This is a genomic window from Streptomyces hoynatensis (assembly GCF_003626535.1).
GTDB lineage: Bacteria > Actinomycetota > Actinomycetes > Streptomycetales > Streptomycetaceae > Streptomyces > Streptomyces hoynatensis.
This window is the reverse complement of sequence record NZ_RBAL01000005.1, coordinates 1-16,496: the sequence shown is the minus strand read 5'-3', so window position 1 is coordinate 16,496 and position 16,496 is coordinate 1. Positions and strand designations below refer to the sequence as shown.

Below are 16,496 nucleotides of genomic sequence, written 5' to 3'. Positions count from 1 at the left end.
CAGGGCGCGGGGGCGCGCCGGGGTTGCGTGGTGCCGGGCGTGCGGCGCGGTGCGCCGGCGCGTTCAGTGCGGTGGGTGGAGGCCGTGCCCGGTCAGGTGGTGCTGGACGACGGGGGCGAGGCGGCGGATCAGTTCCTCGGCGTCGGCGCCGGCCAGCGGCTCGAAGCGCATGACGTAGCGCAGCATGACCGTGCCCACCAGCTGCGCCGCGGCGAGTTCGGCCCGCAGCTCGGCGTCCGGCAGGTCGAGCCCGCCGGTGACCCGGGACAGCAGCTGCGAGGTGACGAAGCCGCGGAAGATGCCGGCGGCGGTCTCGTTGTTCACCGCGGACCGCACCAGCGCGAGGAGGGGGCCGCGCGTCGCCGGGTTCTCCCAGACGCCGAAGAAGAGCCGGGTGAACGCCAGGCCGGTCTCCTCGGGCGGGAACTGCTGCGCCACCGGCAGCCCGGCCGTCGCGGGGGCCGCCGCGGCGGCCACGGCGGCGGCGAAGATCCGCTCCTTGGTGCCGTAGTAGTGGTGCACGAGGGCGGGATTCACGTCGGCGAGCCTGGCGATCTCCCGGATGGACGTCTTGTCGTAGCCCCGCTCCGCGAAGACCTCCCGCGCGGCGGCCAGGATGCGGTCCCGGGTGGCGGGCAGTTCGGCGACGTCGGCCCGCCGCGGCCGCCCCCGCCCGCGGCGCGGCCCGCCGCCCGCGGGCGCGGCGGGGGCCGCCGGGCTCACGGCCCGGCCTCCTCCGCCGGCACGGGGCGCCCCGCGGCCCCCGCCCCGCCCCCCGGGACGGCCAGGTGCCGCCTGGTGAAGTCCAGGGTCTCGGCCAGGTCGGCCTCGCGCTGCGCCGAGGAGGCCGCCCGGCGGGTGTTGATCTCGGCGACGACGTGCCCCCGGTAGCCGGAGGCCGCGAGCCGCGCCAGCAGCTCGGCGCAGGGCTGGGTGCCGTGCCCCGGCACCAGGTGCTCGTCCTTGCCCGAGCCAGAGCCGTCCGAGAGGTGCACGTGCCCCAGCCGGTCCCCCATCCGGTCGGCCATCGCCAGCGCGTCCGACCGCGAGGTGGCCGCGTGCGAGACGTCGAGCGTGAAGTGCGGGAAGTCCTCGTCCGTCGGGTCCCAGCCGGGCGCGTAGGCCTCCAGCCTGCGATCGCGGTACCGCCAGGGGTACATGTTCTCCACCGCGAACCTGACGTCCGTCTCGTCAGCCATGCGCCGTATCCCCGCCACGAAGTCGCGGGCGTAGCCGCGCTGCCAGCGGAACGGCGGGTGCACGACGACGGTGCTCGCCCCGAGCGCCTCGGCCGCCTCCCTGGCCCGGCTGAGCTTGCGCCACGGGTCGCTCGACCACACGCGCTGGGTGACGAGCAGGCAGGGGGCGTGCACGGCCAGGATCGGCACCCCCTCCCGCTCCGAGAGCCGGCGCAACGCGTCCAGATCCTGGCTCACCGGGTCGGTCCACACCATCACCTCCACCCCGTCATAGCCGAGACGCCCGGCTATGCGGAAAGCGGAAGCGGTGTTCTCCGGGTACACGGAGGCCGTCGAGAGGGCGACCTTCGCGAGCGGAGCCGGTGCCTGATGTGCCACGGCGCCCAGCCTAAGCGCAACCCCCGGCCCTTCCGCCTTGACCGTGGGAAGCCTCACGAGGATTATTAAACACATGATGAATAAAATCCCGGACGACGAGCAAGGCGGGGGCGAGGGCGCCCTGGGGCCCGCCGCGGCGGGCCGGGAGGCGGTGCGGGCGCGCGACCTCGGGGTCGTGCGCGGTCGCACGCCGGTGCTCAAGGGGCTGGACTTCGCGGTGGCGCGCGGTTCGGTCACCGGGCTGCTCGGGCCCTCGGGCTGCGGGAAGACGACGCTGATGCGGGCCATCGTCGGCGCCCAGGCGAAGGTGACGGGCACCCTGGAGGTGCTGGGGCGCCCGGCGGGCAGCCCCTCGCTCAGGCACCGCCTCGGCTACGTCACCCAGGCGCCCTCCGTCTACGCGGACCTCACCATCCGGCAGAACCTGGCGTACTACGCCGCCGTGCTCGGCGTTCCCCGCCGGGAGCGGGAACGGCAGGTGGACGCGGCCCTCGCCGACGTGGACCTGACCTCGCACGCCGGCTCCCTGGTCGCCAACCTCTCCGGCGGCCAGCGCTCGCGCGTCTCCCTGGCCGTGGCGCTGCTCGGCACCCCCGAGTTGCTGGTCCTCGACGAGCCGACCGTCGGGCTCGACCCCGTGCTGCGCCGCAGCCTGTGGGGGCTCTTCCACCGGCTGGCCGCCGAGCGCGGGGCCTCCCTGCTGATCTCCTCGCACGTCATGGACGAGGCCGACCGCTGCCAGCGGCTGATCCTCATGCGGGACGGCCGCATCCTCGCGGAGGGCACGCCGGACGAGATGCGCCGGCGCACCGGAAGCGAGACGGTGGAGGACGCGTTCCTCCGGCTCGTCGAGGAGGACACCGCCCGCCGCGACGGCGGGAGGGAAGACCCCCGGAACCCCGGGGACCCCGCGGACCAGGAGCACCGAGACCACCAGAACCACCAGAACCACCGGGAGCCCGAAGACCCCCGGCGACACCCCCGAGACAACCGAGACAACCGAGACAACGAAGAAGGCTGAGCACCTTGAGTGCCACCCGCATCCTCGCGACCGCCCTGCGCGTGCTGCGCCAGCTGCGGCACGACCCGCGCACCATCGCCCTGCTGCTGCTCGTGCCGGTGCTGCTGCTGGTGCTGCTGTACTACGTCTTCGACTCCGACCGCGGCTCCTTCGACCGCATCGGCTCCTCGCTGCTCGGCATCTTCCCGCTGGTCACCATGTTCCTGGTGACCTCGATCGCCACGCTGCGGGAACGCACCTCGGGCACGCTGGAACGGCTGCTGGCCATGCCGCTGGGCAAGGCGGACCTGATCCTCGGATACGCGCTGGCCTTCGGCGTCTTCGCCGTGCTCCAGGCCGGCCTCGCCACCGGCGTGGCGCTGTGGTTCCTCGACCTCGACATCGCCGGCTCGCCCTGGCTGCTGCTGCTGGTGGCCCTGCTCAACGCGCTGCTCGGCACGGCCCTCGGGCTGTTCGTCTCGGCCTTCGCCGCCTCCGAGTTCCAGGCGGTGCAGTTCATGCCGGCGATCCTGTTCCCGCAGATCCTGCTGTGCGGCCTGTTCGCGCCGCGCTCCGCGATGCAGCCGGTGCTCGAATACGTCTCCAACGTGCTGCCGATGTCCTACTCGGTGGACGGCATGACGGAGGTGCTGAAGCACTCCGACCTCACCGTGGACTACGTGCGCGACGTGCTCATCGTGGCGGCCGTCGCGCTCGGCGTCCTCGGCCTGGGGGCGGCCACGCTGCGCCGCCGCACCGCCTGAGCGCCGTCAGTCGCCCGGCATGTGGTCGAGGCGGCGCAGGATGACGCCCTCGCGCAGGGCCCACGGGCAGACCTCGAGCGTCTCGATGTCGAACAGGTCCATCGCCGCCTCGGCCACCACGGCCCCGGCCAGCAGCTGACGGGCCCGGCCCTCGGACACCCCGGGCAGCTGCCGGCGTTCGCGCACCGGGAGTTCGGCCAGCTTCTGCACCCAGGTCCGCAGGTCGGAGCGGCTCATCTCGCGCCGCACGTACAGGCCCTCTGCCGACCTCGCCGCCCCGGTGACGCGGGCCAGCTGCTTGAAGGTCTTGGAGGTGCCCACCACGCGGTCGGGCTGGCCGTACCTGGTGAAGTCGCCCATCACCCCGGCCAGTTGGGTACGCACCTCCCGGCGCAGCGCGCGGACGTCCGCCGCCGCGGGCGGGTCGCCCGGCAGCCTGGCCGCCGTCAGCCGGCCCGCGCCGAGCGGCAGGGAGACCGCCACGTCAGGCTCCTCGTCGATGCCGAGGGCGACCTCGAAGGAGCCGCCGCCGATGTCGAACATCAGCAGCCGCCCGGCCGACCAGCCCAGCCACCGGCGGGCCGCCAGGAACGTCAGTCGGGCCTCGTCGGGGCCCGACAGCACCTGCAGGTCCACGCCGGTCTCCTCCGCGACCCGGCGCAGCACCTCGTCCGCGTTGCCCGCCTCGCGCACCGCGGAGGTGGCGAAGGGCAGCAGGGCCGCGACGCCCTGCTCCTCGGCGGCCTCCAGGGCCTCCCGGACGGTGCTCACCAGCCGGTCGACCCCGGCCGTCCCGATCGAGCCGTCCGCCTCCAGGAGTTCGGCCAGCCGCAGTTCGGACTTGTGCGAGGAGGCGGGCAGCGGACGCGCGCCGGGATGCGCGTCGACCACCAGCAGGTGGACCGTGTTGGAACCGACGTCCAGAACACCGAGCCTCATGGGGGTCAACGCTACCGTCCCCTTACTCTGGCCAGGTGGCGAAGACGAAGAGGGCGAAGCTGGGCAGAACAACCCGCACGCGAGGCTCGTTCACCGAGCCGCTCGACGGCGCGCGCCGCCGTGCCGCCGGGGAGGAGGTGGCGCTCAACCACCCCAGGGCCTGGGTGGAGTTCCCCGACCCGGCCGATCCCGAGCAGGTGTTCCGCTGCGACCTGACGTGGCTGACCTCCCGCTGGGAGTGCGTCTTCGGGCGCGGCTGCCAGGGCATCCACGCGGGGCGCGCCACCGACGGCTGTTGCTCGCTCGGCGCGCACTTCTCCGACGAGGAGGACGAGCGGCGGGTGGCCGAGCACGCGGCGCGGCTGACGCCCGAGACCTGGCAGTTCCACGCGGAGGCCCAGGAGGGCGGCTGGGTCGAGGTCGAGGAGCCCGAAGCGGAGGACGGCGAGGACGCTGAAGAGGGGGAAGAGATCGAAGGGGGCGAAGGGGCCGAAGGGGCCGAAGAGGCCGAAGGGGAGGCGGCCGAGGCGGGCGGCGATCGGCGTACGCGGCGCATCCAGGGGGCGTGCATCTTCCTCAACCGCCCGGGGTTCGCGACGGGCGCGGGTTGCGCGCTGCACACGCTGGCCCTGCGCGAGGGCCGCGAGCCGCTGGAGACCAAGCCCGACGTGTGCTGGCAGCTGCCGGTGCGGCGGACGTACGAGTGGGTGGAGCAGCCCGACGGGGAGCAGTTGCTCTACGTGTCGATCGGGGAGTACGACCGGCGCGGCTGGGGTCCCGGCGGTCACGACCTGCACTGGTGGTGCACCGGCGCGCCCGCGGCGCACGGGGCGGGCGAGCCCCTCTACGTCAGCTACCGGGCGGAGCTGACCGAGCTGATGGGCAAGGAGGGCTACGACCGGCTGGCGGAGCTGTGCGCCGCGCGGCTCGCGGCCCAGACCGGGCTGCCGCCCGGCGCCAGGCCGCTGCCGCTGCTCGCCCCGCACCCGGCCGACCCGCCCCCGGCGCCCGCCGCGAACCCGCCGCTCGGCTGAGCGAGCCCGCAAGCCCGCAAGCGCCCGCAAGCCCGGTGAGCCCGCGCCCCGCAAGCCCGCGAGACCTCGCGACGGGGCGCCCGGGGGCTTGCGGGGGCGCGTCGGGGCGCCTAGGGAGGTGTCTCGTATCCCGAAATCGACGTCCCGGGAACCGGGCGAGGGGCGTAGCCTCGAAAGTCAGCCAGACAGCCTCGCAGGGAGGGCCAGACACCATGGCGACACTGAGGTCCCGCACCGTCACTCACGGCCGCAACATGGCGGGCGCACGCGCGCTGCTGCGTGCCGCGGGCGTAGCGCGGGAGGACTTCGGCAAGCCGATCATCGCGGTGGCCAACAGCTTCACCGAGTTCGTGCCGGGCCACACCCACCTCCAGCCGGTCGGCAGGATCGTCTCCGAGGCGATCTCGGCCGCCGGGGGCGTGCCCCGCGAGTTCAACACCATCGCGGTCGACGACGGCATCGCCATGGGCCACGGCGGCATGCTCTACTCGCTGCCCTCCCGCGACCTGATCGCCGACGCCGTCGAGTACATGGTCGAGGCGCACTGCGCCGACGCCCTGGTGTGCATCTCCAACTGCGACAAGATCACCCCGGGCATGCTCATGGCGGCGATGCGGCTGAACATCCCCACCGTGTTCGTCTCCGGCGGCCCCATGGAGGCAGGCAAGGCCACGCTGGTCGACGGCACGGTCCGCTCCAACCTCGACCTGATCAGCGCCATGTCCGAGGCGGTCTCCGAGGAGACCTCGGACGAGAACCTGCTGCGCATCGAGGAGGCCGCCTGTCCGACCTGCGGCTCCTGTTCCGGCATGTTCACCGCGAACTCCATGAACTGCCTGGTGGAGGCCCTGGGCCTCGCGCTGCCGGGCAACGGCTCCGTCCTCGCCACCCACACGGCCCGCCGCGACCTGTACGAGGGCGCGGGGCGCACCGTGGTCGAGATCACCAAGCGCTACTACGAGCAGGACGACGCCACGGTCCTGCCGCGGGCCATCGCCTCCCGGGCGGCCTTCGAGAACGCGATGGCCATGGACGTCGGCATGGGCGGCTCCACCAACACGATCCTGCACCTGCTCGCCGCCGCGCAGGAGGCGCAGGTCTCCTTCGACATGGCGGACATCGACGCCCTCTCCCGCCGGGTGCCGTGCGTCTGCAAGGTCGCCCCCAACGGCTCGTACCACATGGAGGACGTGCACCGCGCCGGCGGCATCCCCGCGATCCTCGGCGAGCTGCACCGCGCCGGGCTGCTGAACGAGGACGTGCACGCGGTGCACGCCGACTCGCTCGCCGAGTGGCTCAAGCGCTGGGACATCCGCGGCGGCTCGCCCTCGCCCGAGGCCGTCGAGCTGTTCCACGCCGCCCCCGGCTGCGTGCGGTCGGCCAGCGCCTTCTCCCAGTCCGAGCGCTGGGAGTCGCTGGACACCGACGCCGAGCAGGGCTGCGTGCGGGACGTCGCCCACGCCTACTCGGCGGACGGCGGCCTCGCGGTCCTGTACGGCAACCTCGCCGAGGACGGCTGCGTGGTGAAGACGGCGGGCGTGGACGAGTCGATCTGGACCTTCGAGGGCCCCGCGGTGGTCGTGGAGTCCCAGGAGGAGGCCGTGGAGGCGATCCTGGCCAAGCGGGTCAAGGAGGGCGACGTGGTCGTCGTCCGCTACGAGGGCCCGCGCGGCGGCCCCGGCATGCAGGAGATGCTGTATCCGACCGCCTTCCTCAAGGGCCGGGGCCTGGGCAAGAAGTGCGCCCTGATCACCGACGGCCGGTTCTCCGGCGGCACCTCGGGGCTCTCCATCGGCCACGTCTCGCCCGAGGCGGCGGCCGGCGGCACGATCGCCCTGGTCCGCGACGGCGACCCGATCCGGATCGACATCCCCGGCCGCCGCATCGAACTGCGGGTCCCCGAGGAGGAGCTCGCCGCGCGCCGCGAGGCGCTCGGCGGCCGGTACGCGCCGGTCGCGCGGGACCGCAAGGTGTCCACGGCGCTGCGCGCGTACGCCGCGATGGCCACCAGCGCCGACAAGGGCGCGGTCCGGGACATCAGCAGGCTCGAGGGCTGAGCCGCGCCGGCGCGCCGGGCGGGCCCGGCCCGGTCCGGGAGCCGCGCGTCCGGGGAGCCGCGTCCGGGAGCCGCGCCGGGCCGGCCGGTTCCGGTGCGGGCCGGTTCCGGTGCGGGCCCTCGCGGGCGGGCCGGGAGTCAGTCGCCGAGCGGCATGGCGTACAGCGTGTTCCCCAGGGTGACCACGTAGGCCACGCCGTCCTCGATCACCGGCGGCGGCGCCCAGGCGTCGCTGCCGGGGCCCGGGGTCCCCGGATGGGGCTCGCCCACGCCCCGCGGCTCGCCGTCCGCCGCGTCCACCCGCCGCAGCCGCCCCTCGGCGTCCGAGAGGTACAGCAGGCCGTTCGCCACGGCCGGCTCGGAGAGCGGTGGCTCGGCCTCCGTGAGGTCCGCCTGCCACAGCAGTTCCCCGGCCGCCGGGTCCACGGCCGCGAGCCGTCCTGCGCCCGTGGAGACGTAGACGAGGCCGTCGGCGAGCACGGAACGCTGCTCGGCCGCCTCGGGCAGCTCCGTGCGCGTCCAGGAACCGTCGCGCAGGTCGAGGCGCAGCACCGCGGTCACGACCGGAACCTCGGGGTCGAGCTCCTCGAAGTACCCGGCCGAGGCGTCCATGCCGAGCGGGCGCAGGTCCCCGGCGGCCTCGGCCGGGGGCGGCACCGGCCCGGGCCACAGCTCCCGGCCCGCGTCGCCGAGCAGGGTGAGCGCGAGGTCGCCCCCCGAGCCCGCGTCGCGGCTGAGCACGAGCACCCGGTCGGCGTTGCCCAGGGTGGCCGTCACATAGCGTCCCGGCGTCTCCCAGGTGCCGAGCGGCTCGGGGGAGTCCAGGGCGTAGAAGCGCAGGGTGCTGTCGCCGTTCTGGAGGGCCAGGCTGCGGTCGGTGGCGACCAGCGAGCCGGTCAGCTCGGGGGCGTCGATCTCCCAGCGTTCCTCGCCGTCCTCCCGGGCCAGCGCGACCACGCCCTTGTCCGAGCGGGCGAACACGGTGTCGCCGACGGCCAGGGGCGCCGGGCCGCCGAGCGCGTCCCGCGGGCCGCCGTGGGTCCAGCGCTCCGTTCCCTCGGGGCCGAAGAGCACCGCCAGTTCGGCTCCCGCCCCGCACAGCAGGTCGCCGCCGGCCGGGGCGCAGCGCAGGCCGGCCGTCGCGGCGTCCAGGACCCCGTGCTCCCGGAGGTCGAGTTCCCAGGGACGCGGGGGACCTGTGGCGGACGCGCCCCCTCCGGCCGGGTCGTCCGAGGCGTCCCGCGAGGGGCCGGCCTGGCCCTCCCCGCCGGCCTGCCGGGCCAGCAACGCGCCGCCGCCCGCCGCGGCGAGCGCCACCACCGCCGCGGCCACCAGCCACGCGCGGCGGCGCCCGCGCGCACGCCTGGCCTCGCTCCCCACGCGGGCGCCGCGCGCCCCGGCGCTCCCGTCCCGTTCCTCGCGCCCGGCGCCCGCAGGCGCCCGGCCCCCGTGCCGCTGCCCGCCCTGCCACGCCGGGGACTCCCGGATGGCCGCGGCCTGCGCCCGGCTGCCCGCCCAGGCGGCCATCCGGAGCACGGCGGCCACCTCGGGCCGCTCGTCCGGGTCCTTGGCCAGGCACAGCGCCACCAGGTCCCGCAGGGACGCCGGCACCCCGGACAGCTCGGGCTCCTCGTGCACCACCCGGTAGGCCACGGCCAGCGGGTCGCCGCCCGGCTGCCGGCCCGCCTCGAAGGGGCTGCGGCCGGTGGCCGCGTACGCCACCACCGCGCCCAGCGCGAAGACGTCGGCCGCCCAGGTCACCTCGGCCCCGCCGGTCAGCTGCTCGGGCGCCATGAAGGGCGGCGAGCCGAGCACCGCCCCGTCCTCCGTCAGCCGCCGGCCGTCGTCCAGGGCGCGCGAGATGCCGAAGTCGATGACGCGCACGCCGTCCCCGGCCAGCAGGACGTTGCCCGGCTTCAGGTCGCGGTGCACCAGGCCGCAGCGGTGGATGTCGAGCAGCGCCTCGGCCAGCTCGGCGCCGATCCGGGCCGCCTCGGGCCCGCCCAGGGGCCCGTCCCGCTCCACCCGGTCGGCCAGGGAGCCGCCCGGGACGTACAGGGTGGCGAGCCAGGGCGGGTCGCCCTCGGGATCGGCGTCGACGACGGGCGCGGTGAACGCCCCGCTGACGCGCCTGGCCGCCGCCACCTCGCGCCGGAAACGCGCCCGGAAGCCGGGGTCCTCGGCGTACTCGTGGCGGATCACCTTGATCGCCAGCTGCCGGCCGGCGACGGTGCGCGCCAGGTGGACCACGCCCATGCCCCCGCTGCCGAGGCGGCGTTCGAGCACGTAGTCCCCGAGCCGCTCGGGGACCTCTCCGCTGCTCCCGGTCATGGCCTCCGCCCCCCTCGTGCGCGCTGGGCCCGGGACAGCGTACTGGGGTGGGTGCCTGTCCCGGAGGCGGCCATAATCGACCGCATGTCCAAGTTCGCGCAGTCGCCCGCGGCCGGTGAGCACGACGAGGCCGGGAGGCACGACAGGCAGGAGAGCCCACAGGGCCCCGAGAGCCCGGGGAGCGCCGAGCGGGAGGAGGGGCCGCGGCCCGAGCCGCTGCGGTTCTACGGCACCTCGTGGGTGGACCACTCGCGCCACTACGGGCTGCGGCGGGCGGCCCTGACGGCCGGCGCCGCGCTGCTGACCCTGGCCGGGGTCCTGGTGCTGTGGCTCGGCTACGTCGGCCTGGTGGGCACCGGCAGCGGAGGCTGGCTCGGCACGCTGGTGGTGCTCGCGTTCGTGCTGTGCACCGCCCTGGCGTTCACCAGGGCCTGGAGCGGCTACGTGCGCGCGCAGCCCGCGGACGGCCCCGACGAGTCGCAGTTCCGCACCATCAAGGTGGTCGGCTTCGTCGGGCTGCTGCTGGCGTACACGCTGCGCAGCCTCGCGGAGGCGCCGGGGGAGCGGCTGCGCCGCGCGGATTACGAGGCCGCCGTGGAGAGGCACAAGCGCCGCACGGTACGGCGCTCGGGCAACCCCGCGCGCCGCCGCGAGCGCCGCAGGCGCTGAGCCCGCGCGCCGCCCACCGGCGAGGGCCCGGCCTTCCGGCGACCCTGACTCATCCCTGACCGGCCCCTGAGACGGGTCCCTGAGTTGCCCCGGGGACGTGTCAACTCTTCTTGACAGGTGGTCGGACGCGCTGAGACGCTGCCAAGGCACCCGAAGAACGGAAATGGGGGCGTGATGCCCGAAGAGGACACCTCATCCACGGGGGAACAGCTGTTGAAGGTCCTCTCCGCGCTGAGCAACCCGCACCGCATGCGGATCATCGCCGCGCTCGCCGTGGAGCGGAACTACGTCAGCAGGCTCGCCCGCGAGACCGGGATGAGCCGCCCGCTGCTCCACATGCACCTCCAGCGGCTGGAGGCCGCGGGGCTGGTCACCGGCTCCCTCGAACTGTCGGACGACGGCAAGGCGATGAAGTTCTTCGACGTGGCACCGTTCATCTACGAGCTGACCCCGCAGACCATCGCGGCGGCGGCCGAGACCCTGAGGCAAGGCCGGCAAGAGGCCCACTCGGAACTGGAAGGTAGGGGCCAGTGAGCGACTCGATGACGACGATGGCGGAGGACCCGGCGGGCGTCTGGGCCGCCGGGCTCGGCACGGCCGGAGTCTTCGCACTGCTCATCGTGGTCGTCTGGCAGTTCGCGGCGACATGGCGCGCCAGGATGCTCGCAACGCGCGAGGACGAGTACAAGCGGCTTACCGTGAAGTACGCAGAACTGCTTGAGGACAACACCGAGATCCTGCGCCGCTACACCGACGAACTGAGCGAGACCCGGAAATCCGTCGACTCGATGGAACGCATGATGCGCGAGCTCGACTGACCTCCGAAGGAGACCCGACCCGAATGAAGCGCCGCCTGCACCGCTTCGTCCGACGGCTGCTGCCGTCGCCCCGTGGGGAGTACGCCAACGACGGCTTCCCCCGCAAACACCCCAGCGGCACCCCGAGGCGCCCCCGCCGCGGCTGAGAAGGCCCCGGCCGGGGCGCCTCGGCCGCGAAGGCCCGGGCGAACACGCTCCGCCGGACGGCCCCCGCCGGGGCGAACGAGCCGGCGCGCGGGCGGCCGCCCCCGGCCGGCACCGGCCGCGCCGGTGGGCGGGAGGAGACCCGGCCGCGGAGGCGCGGCCATTGACGAGCCGGGGACGATAAGGGCATGAACCACGCGCAGCTCGCCACCTCCTTCAACGCCATCGCCGCCGAGTACGCCGCCTCCCGCCCGGGCTATCCCCCCGCCCTGTACGACGCCGTCGAGGAACTCGCCGGGCGCGCCTTCCGCGGCGCCGACGTCCTGGACATAGGCGCGGGCACCGGGCTCGGCACCCGGCCGATGTGGGAGCGCGGGGCGCGCGTCACCGCGGCCGAGCCGGGGCCCGGGATGGCGGCCCAGCTGCGGGCCGGGCTGCCCGGCATTCGCCTGGTACGCGCCTCGGGAGACGCCCTGCCCTTCGCCGGCGGCTCCTTCGACCTGGTCACCTACGCGCAGGCCTGGCACTGGACCGACCCGCTGCGCTCCCTTCCCGAGGCCCTGCGCGTGCTGCGGCCCGGCGGCGCGCTCGCCACCTGGTGGAACACCCCCGACCGCTCCGTCGCCTGGCGCGACGCCCAGGAGCGGCGGCTGCGCGAACGGCTCCCCTCGCTGGACGGCCGCCCCGACCGCACCCGCCTGCTGCCCGAACTCGTCCGCAGCCACGCCCCCGGGGTGAGCGCCCACTACCGCGAGGTGCCCTGGCACCGAACCGTGCCGCTCGCCACCCACCTGGCCAACCTCGCCACCCACTCCCACATCTCGGTGCTCGCCCCCGGGGAGCGCGCCGCACTCCTCGCCGAGGAGGAGGCGGCGCTCCTTCGGGTCTTCCCGGACGCACGGGTGCGGGAGGACTACAGGGTGCGGCTCTCGGTGGCCGTGCGGCCCCGCGGCTGAACGCCGCCCCGCCCGGCAGGGGCGTCCGCCGGGCCGAGCGGGCCGGGCCGCGTGCGAGGATGGCGGGCGGCTGCCGCGCGCGCCGCCGGAGGCAGGGGGCAGACTCCGCAACCGCCGCCGGGCCGCGCCACCGGGCCGGGCCACCGCGTCGCCCGGGCGCCGGAACCCACCCCCTCGCGGGGACCGGCACGGCCGCCGACGCGGCAGGCAGCGGGAAGCGGCCCGCAACCCGAACGGGCAACCGCACACCCCGAGCGCGGCACACCGGCGACAAACGAACACGACGAGCATCGCGGGGGCCGGCACCGGGGCCGGCGGCCGGCCCCCGACCGACAGCATCGGCAGCACCAACGGCACCGACAGCACCCCGACAGCACCCTCGACACACAAGGCGGGCCGCCATGAGTTCCGACAACCACAAGATCGCCGTCCTCGGCGCCGGCAAGATCGGCGAGGCCATCCTCGGCGGACTGCTCCGCGCCGGACGGGCCCCCGCCGACCTGCTGGTCACCGTCCGCCGGGCCGAGCGCGCCGAGGCGCTCAGGGAGCGCCACGGCGTGGAGGCCGTCACCAACGCCGAGGCCGCCAAGACGGCCGACACCCTCATCCTCGCGGTCAAGCCGCAGGACATGGGCACGCTGCTCGACGAACTCTCCCCGCACACCCCCGCCGACCGGCTGGTCATCTCGGCGGCGGCCGGCATCACGACGGCCTTCGTCGAGTCGCGGCTGACCGAGGGCATCCCCGTGGTGCGGGTCATGCCGAACACCCCCGCGCTCGTCGACGAGGCCATGTCCGTCATCTCCGGCGGGCGCCACGCGACCGAGGCCCACCTCGCCCACGCCGAGGAGATCTTCGACGCCGTCGGCAAGACCCTCAGGATTCCGGAGGCCCAGCAGGACGCCGCCACCGCGCTGTCCGGCTCGGGACCCGCCTACTTCTACTACCTGGTCGAGGCGATGACCGACGCGGGCATCCTGCTCGGACTGCCGCGGGACAAGGCACACGACCTGATCGTGCAGGCCGCGATCGGCGCCTCCGTGATGCTGCGGGACAGCGGGGAGCACCCGGTGAAGCTCCGGGAGGCCGTCACCTCGCCCGGCGGCACCACCATCAGCGCCATCCGCGAGCTGGAGAACCACGGCGTGCGGGCCGCCCTGATCGCCGCGATCGAGGCCGCCCGGGACCGCAGCCGCTCCCTCACCCCGCCCTCGGGAGACTGAGCGCCGGCCGCCCCAGGAAGGCCCGGCCCCGACGCCCCTGCGGACAGGACCCCCACGGCCCCGGAGACCGGACGGCCGCACCTCCGCGGACCCGTGCGCCCTGCGGACCCGGGCCGTCCCCGCGAGCCAGGGCCGTCCCCGCGAGCCAGGGCCGGGCGGGGCAGCCCCGAAGGGCCCCGCCCGGCCGCGGTGGCGCGCTCAGTCGGTCGCGATGGCCCCGAGCACATTCATCCGGCCCGCGCGGAAGGCCGGCAGCAGCGCCGCGGCCAGGCCCACGGCCGCCGAGCCCGCGAACACCGCGCCGATCGTCGGCCACGGTATCTCCAGGACGTTGAACCCCTCGCTCGCGAGCACCCGCTGCGCCGCCGTGCCCCAGGCCATGCCGAGGCCGAGGCCGAGCAGGGCGCCGAAGAGGGCGATCACCACCGATTCGAGGCGGATCATGCGCCGCAGCTGCCGCCGCGAGAGGCCGATGGCCCGCATCAGGCCGATCTCCCTGGTGCGTTCGACGACCGACAGGGTCAGCGTGTTCACCACGCCGAGGACGGCCACGATGATCGCCAGCGCGAGCAGCGCGTACACGATGTTCAGCAGCTGGCCTATCTCGTCCTTGAACTGCTGCTTGTAGTCGGCCTGGTCGGACACCTCGAACTGCGGGTACGGCTGCAGCGCCTCCTGAAGCGCCGCGTACGCCTCCGCCTCGTGGCCGTCCTCCGCCGTCGCGAACATCACCATGTTCAGCGGCATGGACTCGGCCGGGAGATGCGCCCTGGCGGTCTCCCGCGACATGTACATCGCGCCGTGGTCGATCAGCGTGTCCTCCGAGGTGATCGCCGCCAGCGTCAGCGTCGCCGTGTCGCCCCCGGCGAACCGGGCGGTCACCTCGTCGCCCACCTGCAGCCCGTGGTCCTCGGCGAAGGACTCGCCGACCGACAGGTGATCGGGCCGGTAGGCGTCCGCCAGCTCGCCCTCCACCGTCCTGGCCCGCATGTCCTGCGCGTAGGTCGGGTCGGCCGCCGTCACCTCCTGCTCGGAGGACTCTCCGCCGGCGGTCAGCTCCACCTTGACGATCGAGTAGTCGGTCACGTGCTCCAGGCCGGGCGTGGCGTGGACGGCCGCCGCCGCCTCCGGGGTGATCAGCTGCTGGGAGGTGTCGATGATGAAGTCCGCGCCCACCGAGTCGTCGAGCTCCCGCTCGGCCGAGGCCACCACCGAGGACCCGACCACCGACAGCGAGCCGACCAGCGCCAGGCCGATCATCAGCGCTCCCGCGGTGGCGCCCGTGCGGCGCGGGTTGCGCCGGGCATTGCGCCCGGCCATCCGCCCGATCGGGCCGAAGGCCCGCAGCAGCGCGGCGCTGACCACGCGCACCACGATCCCGGCCAGCAGCGGGCCGACCACGATCGCGCCCACCAGGGTCAGCAGCAGGCCGATGCCGAGGAACGAAGAGCCCTCGGCCGCCTCGCCCGCGCTCGCCGCCGCGACGAGCGCCGCGCCACCACCGCCGAGCAGCAGCAGCCCGAGGGCGCCCCTGACCCGGCCGGCGCGCGCCATGCCCTGCGTGCCCGCCTCCCGCAGCGCCGCCATGGGGGAGATGCGGGCCGCCCTGCGCGCCGGGAGCCAGGCCGCAAGCACCGTGGCCAGCACGCCGACCGTGAGCCCGGCCACCGGCGTGGTCGCCGACACCGTCAGCTGCGAGGTGTCCATGTTGATCCCGGCCGAGTTCATCAGCTGCATCAGGCCGACCGCGAGCCCGATCCCCGCGCCGACGCCGACCGCCGAGCCGATGAGGCCGAGCAGGAGGGCCTCGATGAGGACGGAGCGGTTGACCTGGCGGCGGCTGGAGCCGATGGCCCGCATGAGGCCGATCTCGCGGGTGCGCTGGGCGACGAGCATCGAGAAGGTGTTGACGATCAGGAAGATCCCGACCAGCACCGCTATGCCGGCGAACCCGAGCATCGCGTACCTGATCACGTCGAGGAAGCCGCCGACGTCCTCGTTCATGTCCTGCCTGTTGTCCGCGCGGCTGTCCACCTCGTAGTCGTCGCCGATCGCGGCGGCCACCCGCTGCTTCAGCTCCTCGTCCGAGACGCCGTCGGCCGCCGTCACGTAGACCGAGGTGATCGCGTCCTGTTCGCCGAGCAGCTCGGTGGCCGCGACCTCGGGCGCGAGCAGCACGTACATCGCACCCGGGTTGGTGCTGTGCAGCTTGGTGATGCCGCTGACCTTGACGTGGTAGGTGCCGGGCACCGCGACGATGTCCAGCGCGTCGCCGAGCGAGACGTCCTGCCGCTCCGCCGTGTCCTGGTCGATCAGCACCTCGCCCGCGCCCTGTGGCGCGTGCCCGGACACCAGGTCCATCGAGTCCTGCATGGACGGGCCCCAGTCGGCGGCGATCGTCGGCGCCCCCGAGGTGGGGCCGACGGCCTCACCCTCCCGGTCCACCACCGTCACGTTCTGGTCGAGGACCAGGCCCTCTGCCGACTCGACGCCCTCGACCGCGCGCACCTCGTCCACCAGCGAGCCCGGCATCGTCCGCGCCCGGCCGGTGTCCTGCGCCTCGTCCCCGCCCGCGGCGCCGACGGTCACGTCGGGCGAGAGGTCGGTGAAGAACTCGTCGAAGGTCTTGTTCAGCGTGTCGCTGAAGACCAGCGTCCCCGAGACGAAGGCGACCGAGAGCACGATGGCCAGGCCCGAGAGGGCCATCCGTCCCTTGTGGGAGAAGAAGCTCCGCAGGGAGGTCTTGAGGACGGTCACGACACCCTCCCGCGGGCGTCGAAGCGCCGCATGCGGTCCAGGACCTGGTCGGCGGTGGGGGAGCGCATGTCGTCGACGATGTGCCCGTCCGCGAGGAACAGGATGCGGTTGGCGTAGGCGGCGGCGACGGGGTCGTGGGTGACCATGACGATGGTCTGGCCGAGGTCGTCGACGGAGCGGCGCAGGAAGTCGAGGACTTCGGCGCCGGCGCGGGAGTCGAGGTTGCCG

15 protein-coding genes and 1 pseudogene are annotated in these 16,496 nt (G+C 74.6%); 10 read left to right on the top strand and 6 right to left on the bottom strand.

Annotated features, from left to right (window positions below):
* Window positions 1-63 precede the first annotated feature (63 nt).
* Window positions 64-723, bottom strand: coding sequence for a TetR/AcrR family transcriptional regulator (locus D7294_RS10325; protein ID WP_120677984.1), 660 nt, complete (start codon window positions 721-723; stop codon window positions 64-66).
* Window positions 720-1,577, bottom strand: coding sequence for a sugar phosphate isomerase/epimerase family protein (locus tag D7294_RS10320; protein ID WP_241562252.1), 858 nt, complete (start codon window positions 1,575-1,577; stop codon window positions 720-722). Before D7294_RS10320 ends, D7294_RS10325 begins: the two co-directional genes overlap by 4 nt.
* A gap of 73 nt (window positions 1,578-1,650) precedes the next feature.
* On the opposite strand from D7294_RS10320, the gene D7294_RS10315 reads away from it, so the two are divergent.
* Both D7294_RS10315 and D7294_RS10310 read left to right on the top strand, forming a co-directional pair.
* On the top strand, window positions 1,651-2,598 hold the full coding sequence (locus D7294_RS10315; RefSeq protein ID WP_241562251.1) for an ABC transporter ATP-binding protein: 948 nt from the start codon (window positions 1,651-1,653) through the stop codon (window positions 2,596-2,598).
* A 5-nt stretch (window positions 2,599-2,603) separates the two neighbouring features.
* Window positions 2,604-3,341, top strand: coding sequence for an ABC transporter permease (locus tag D7294_RS10310; protein WP_120677978.1), 738 nt, complete (start codon window positions 2,604-2,606; stop codon window positions 3,339-3,341).
* Between the two features lie 6 nt (window positions 3,342-3,347).
* Here D7294_RS10310 and D7294_RS10305 read toward each other — a convergent pair whose 3' ends face one another.
* Window positions 3,348-4,280 (bottom strand): Ppx/GppA family phosphatase, encoded by a 933-nt coding sequence (locus D7294_RS10305; RefSeq protein ID WP_120677971.1) that lies wholly within the window; start codon window positions 4,278-4,280, stop codon window positions 3,348-3,350.
* A gap of 35 nt (window positions 4,281-4,315) precedes the next feature.
* Here D7294_RS10305 and D7294_RS10300 point away from each other — a divergent pair, with 35 nt between their 5' ends.
* Window positions 4,316-5,314 carry a DUF3109 family protein gene (locus D7294_RS10300; RefSeq protein ID WP_241562250.1) on the top strand — a complete coding sequence of 333 codons (999 nt, stop codon included), beginning with the start codon at window positions 4,316-4,318 and terminating at the stop codon, window positions 5,312-5,314.
* A gap of 212 nt (window positions 5,315-5,526) precedes the next feature.
* On the top strand, window positions 5,527-7,371 hold the full coding sequence (gene ilvD, locus D7294_RS10295) for a dihydroxy-acid dehydratase (RefSeq protein WP_120677969.1): 1,845 nt from the start codon (window positions 5,527-5,529) through the stop codon (window positions 7,369-7,371).
* Window positions 7,372-7,508: 137 nt separating this feature from the next.
* Here the strand turns inward: ilvD and D7294_RS10290 are convergent, their stop codons facing one another.
* Window positions 7,509-9,701, bottom strand: coding sequence for a protein kinase domain-containing protein (locus tag D7294_RS10290; protein ID WP_120677967.1), 2,193 nt, complete (start codon window positions 9,699-9,701; stop codon window positions 7,509-7,511).
* Window positions 9,702-9,785: 84 nt separating this feature from the next.
* On the opposite strand from D7294_RS10290, the gene D7294_RS10285 reads away from it, so the two are divergent.
* The 6 genes from D7294_RS10285 to proC all read left to right on the top strand — a co-directional run bounded on the left by D7294_RS10285 (window position 9,786) and on the right by proC (window position 13,511).
* A complete protein-coding gene (locus tag D7294_RS10285; RefSeq protein WP_120677965.1) occupies window positions 9,786-10,370 on the top strand; it encodes a hypothetical protein in 585 nt (194 codons plus the stop codon).
* Between the two features lie 174 nt (window positions 10,371-10,544).
* The gene (locus D7294_RS10280; RefSeq protein ID WP_120677963.1) at window positions 10,545-10,904 is read left to right on the top strand and encodes an ArsR/SmtB family transcription factor; all 360 of its coding nucleotides are present in this window, start codon (window positions 10,545-10,547) and stop codon (window positions 10,902-10,904) included.
* An 8-nt stretch (window positions 10,905-10,912) separates the two neighbouring features.
* Window positions 10,913-11,188 (top strand): hypothetical protein, encoded by a 276-nt coding sequence (locus D7294_RS10275; RefSeq protein ID WP_241562289.1) that lies wholly within the window; start codon window positions 10,913-10,915, stop codon window positions 11,186-11,188.
* A gap of 23 nt (window positions 11,189-11,211) precedes the next feature.
* On the top strand, window positions 11,212-11,334 hold the full coding sequence (locus D7294_RS33690) for a hypothetical protein (protein WP_277751078.1): 123 nt from the start codon (window positions 11,212-11,214) through the stop codon (window positions 11,332-11,334).
* Between the two features lie 186 nt (window positions 11,335-11,520).
* Complete coding sequence (locus D7294_RS10270; protein ID WP_120677961.1) at window positions 11,521-12,288, top strand: class I SAM-dependent methyltransferase; 768 nt, start codon at window positions 11,521-11,523, stop codon at window positions 12,286-12,288.
* 401 nt (window positions 12,289-12,689) lie between these two features.
* Window positions 12,690-13,511 carry a pyrroline-5-carboxylate reductase gene (gene proC / locus D7294_RS10265; protein ID WP_120677959.1) on the top strand — a complete coding sequence of 274 codons (822 nt, stop codon included), beginning with the start codon at window positions 12,690-12,692 and terminating at the stop codon, window positions 13,509-13,511.
* Window positions 13,512-13,709: 198 nt separating this feature from the next.
* Here proC and D7294_RS10260 read toward each other — a convergent pair whose 3' ends face one another.
* The gene (locus D7294_RS10260) at window positions 13,710-16,268 is read right to left on the bottom strand and encodes an ABC transporter permease (RefSeq protein ID WP_120677957.1); all 2,559 of its coding nucleotides are present in this window, start codon (window positions 16,266-16,268) and stop codon (window positions 13,710-13,712) included.
* Window positions 16,265-16,496: pseudogene (locus tag D7294_RS10255) on the bottom strand (ABC transporter ATP-binding protein); the annotation flags it as partial. The pseudogene D7294_RS10255 and the gene D7294_RS10260, both read right to left, overlap by 4 nt.

Bases quoted from the DNA above. Each gene is read 5' to 3' on its own strand.
- D7294_RS10315 (WP_241562251.1), top strand. From the start codon at position 1,651: ATGATGAATAAAATCCCGGACGACGAGCAAGGCGGGGGCGAGGGCGCC.
- D7294_RS10305 (WP_120677971.1), bottom strand. From the start codon at position 4,280: ATGAGGCTCGGTGTTCTGGACGTCGGTTCCAACACGGTCCACCTGCTG.
- ilvD (WP_120677969.1), top strand. From the start codon at position 5,527: ATGGCGACACTGAGGTCCCGCACCGTCACTCACGGCCGCAACATGGCG.
- D7294_RS10290 (WP_120677967.1), bottom strand. From the start codon at position 9,701: ATGACCGGGAGCAGCGGAGAGGTCCCCGAGCGGCTCGGGGACTACGTG.
- D7294_RS10285 (WP_120677965.1), top strand. From the start codon at position 9,786: ATGTCCAAGTTCGCGCAGTCGCCCGCGGCCGGTGAGCACGACGAGGCC.
- D7294_RS10280 (WP_120677963.1), top strand. From the start codon at position 10,545: ATGCCCGAAGAGGACACCTCATCCACGGGGGAACAGCTGTTGAAGGTC.
- D7294_RS10275 (WP_241562289.1), top strand. From the start codon at position 10,913: ATGACGACGATGGCGGAGGACCCGGCGGGCGTCTGGGCCGCCGGGCTC.
- D7294_RS33690 (WP_277751078.1), top strand. From the start codon at position 11,212: ATGAAGCGCCGCCTGCACCGCTTCGTCCGACGGCTGCTGCCGTCGCCC.
- D7294_RS10270 (WP_120677961.1), top strand. From the start codon at position 11,521: ATGAACCACGCGCAGCTCGCCACCTCCTTCAACGCCATCGCCGCCGAG.
- proC (WP_120677959.1), top strand. From the start codon at position 12,690: ATGAGTTCCGACAACCACAAGATCGCCGTCCTCGGCGCCGGCAAGATC.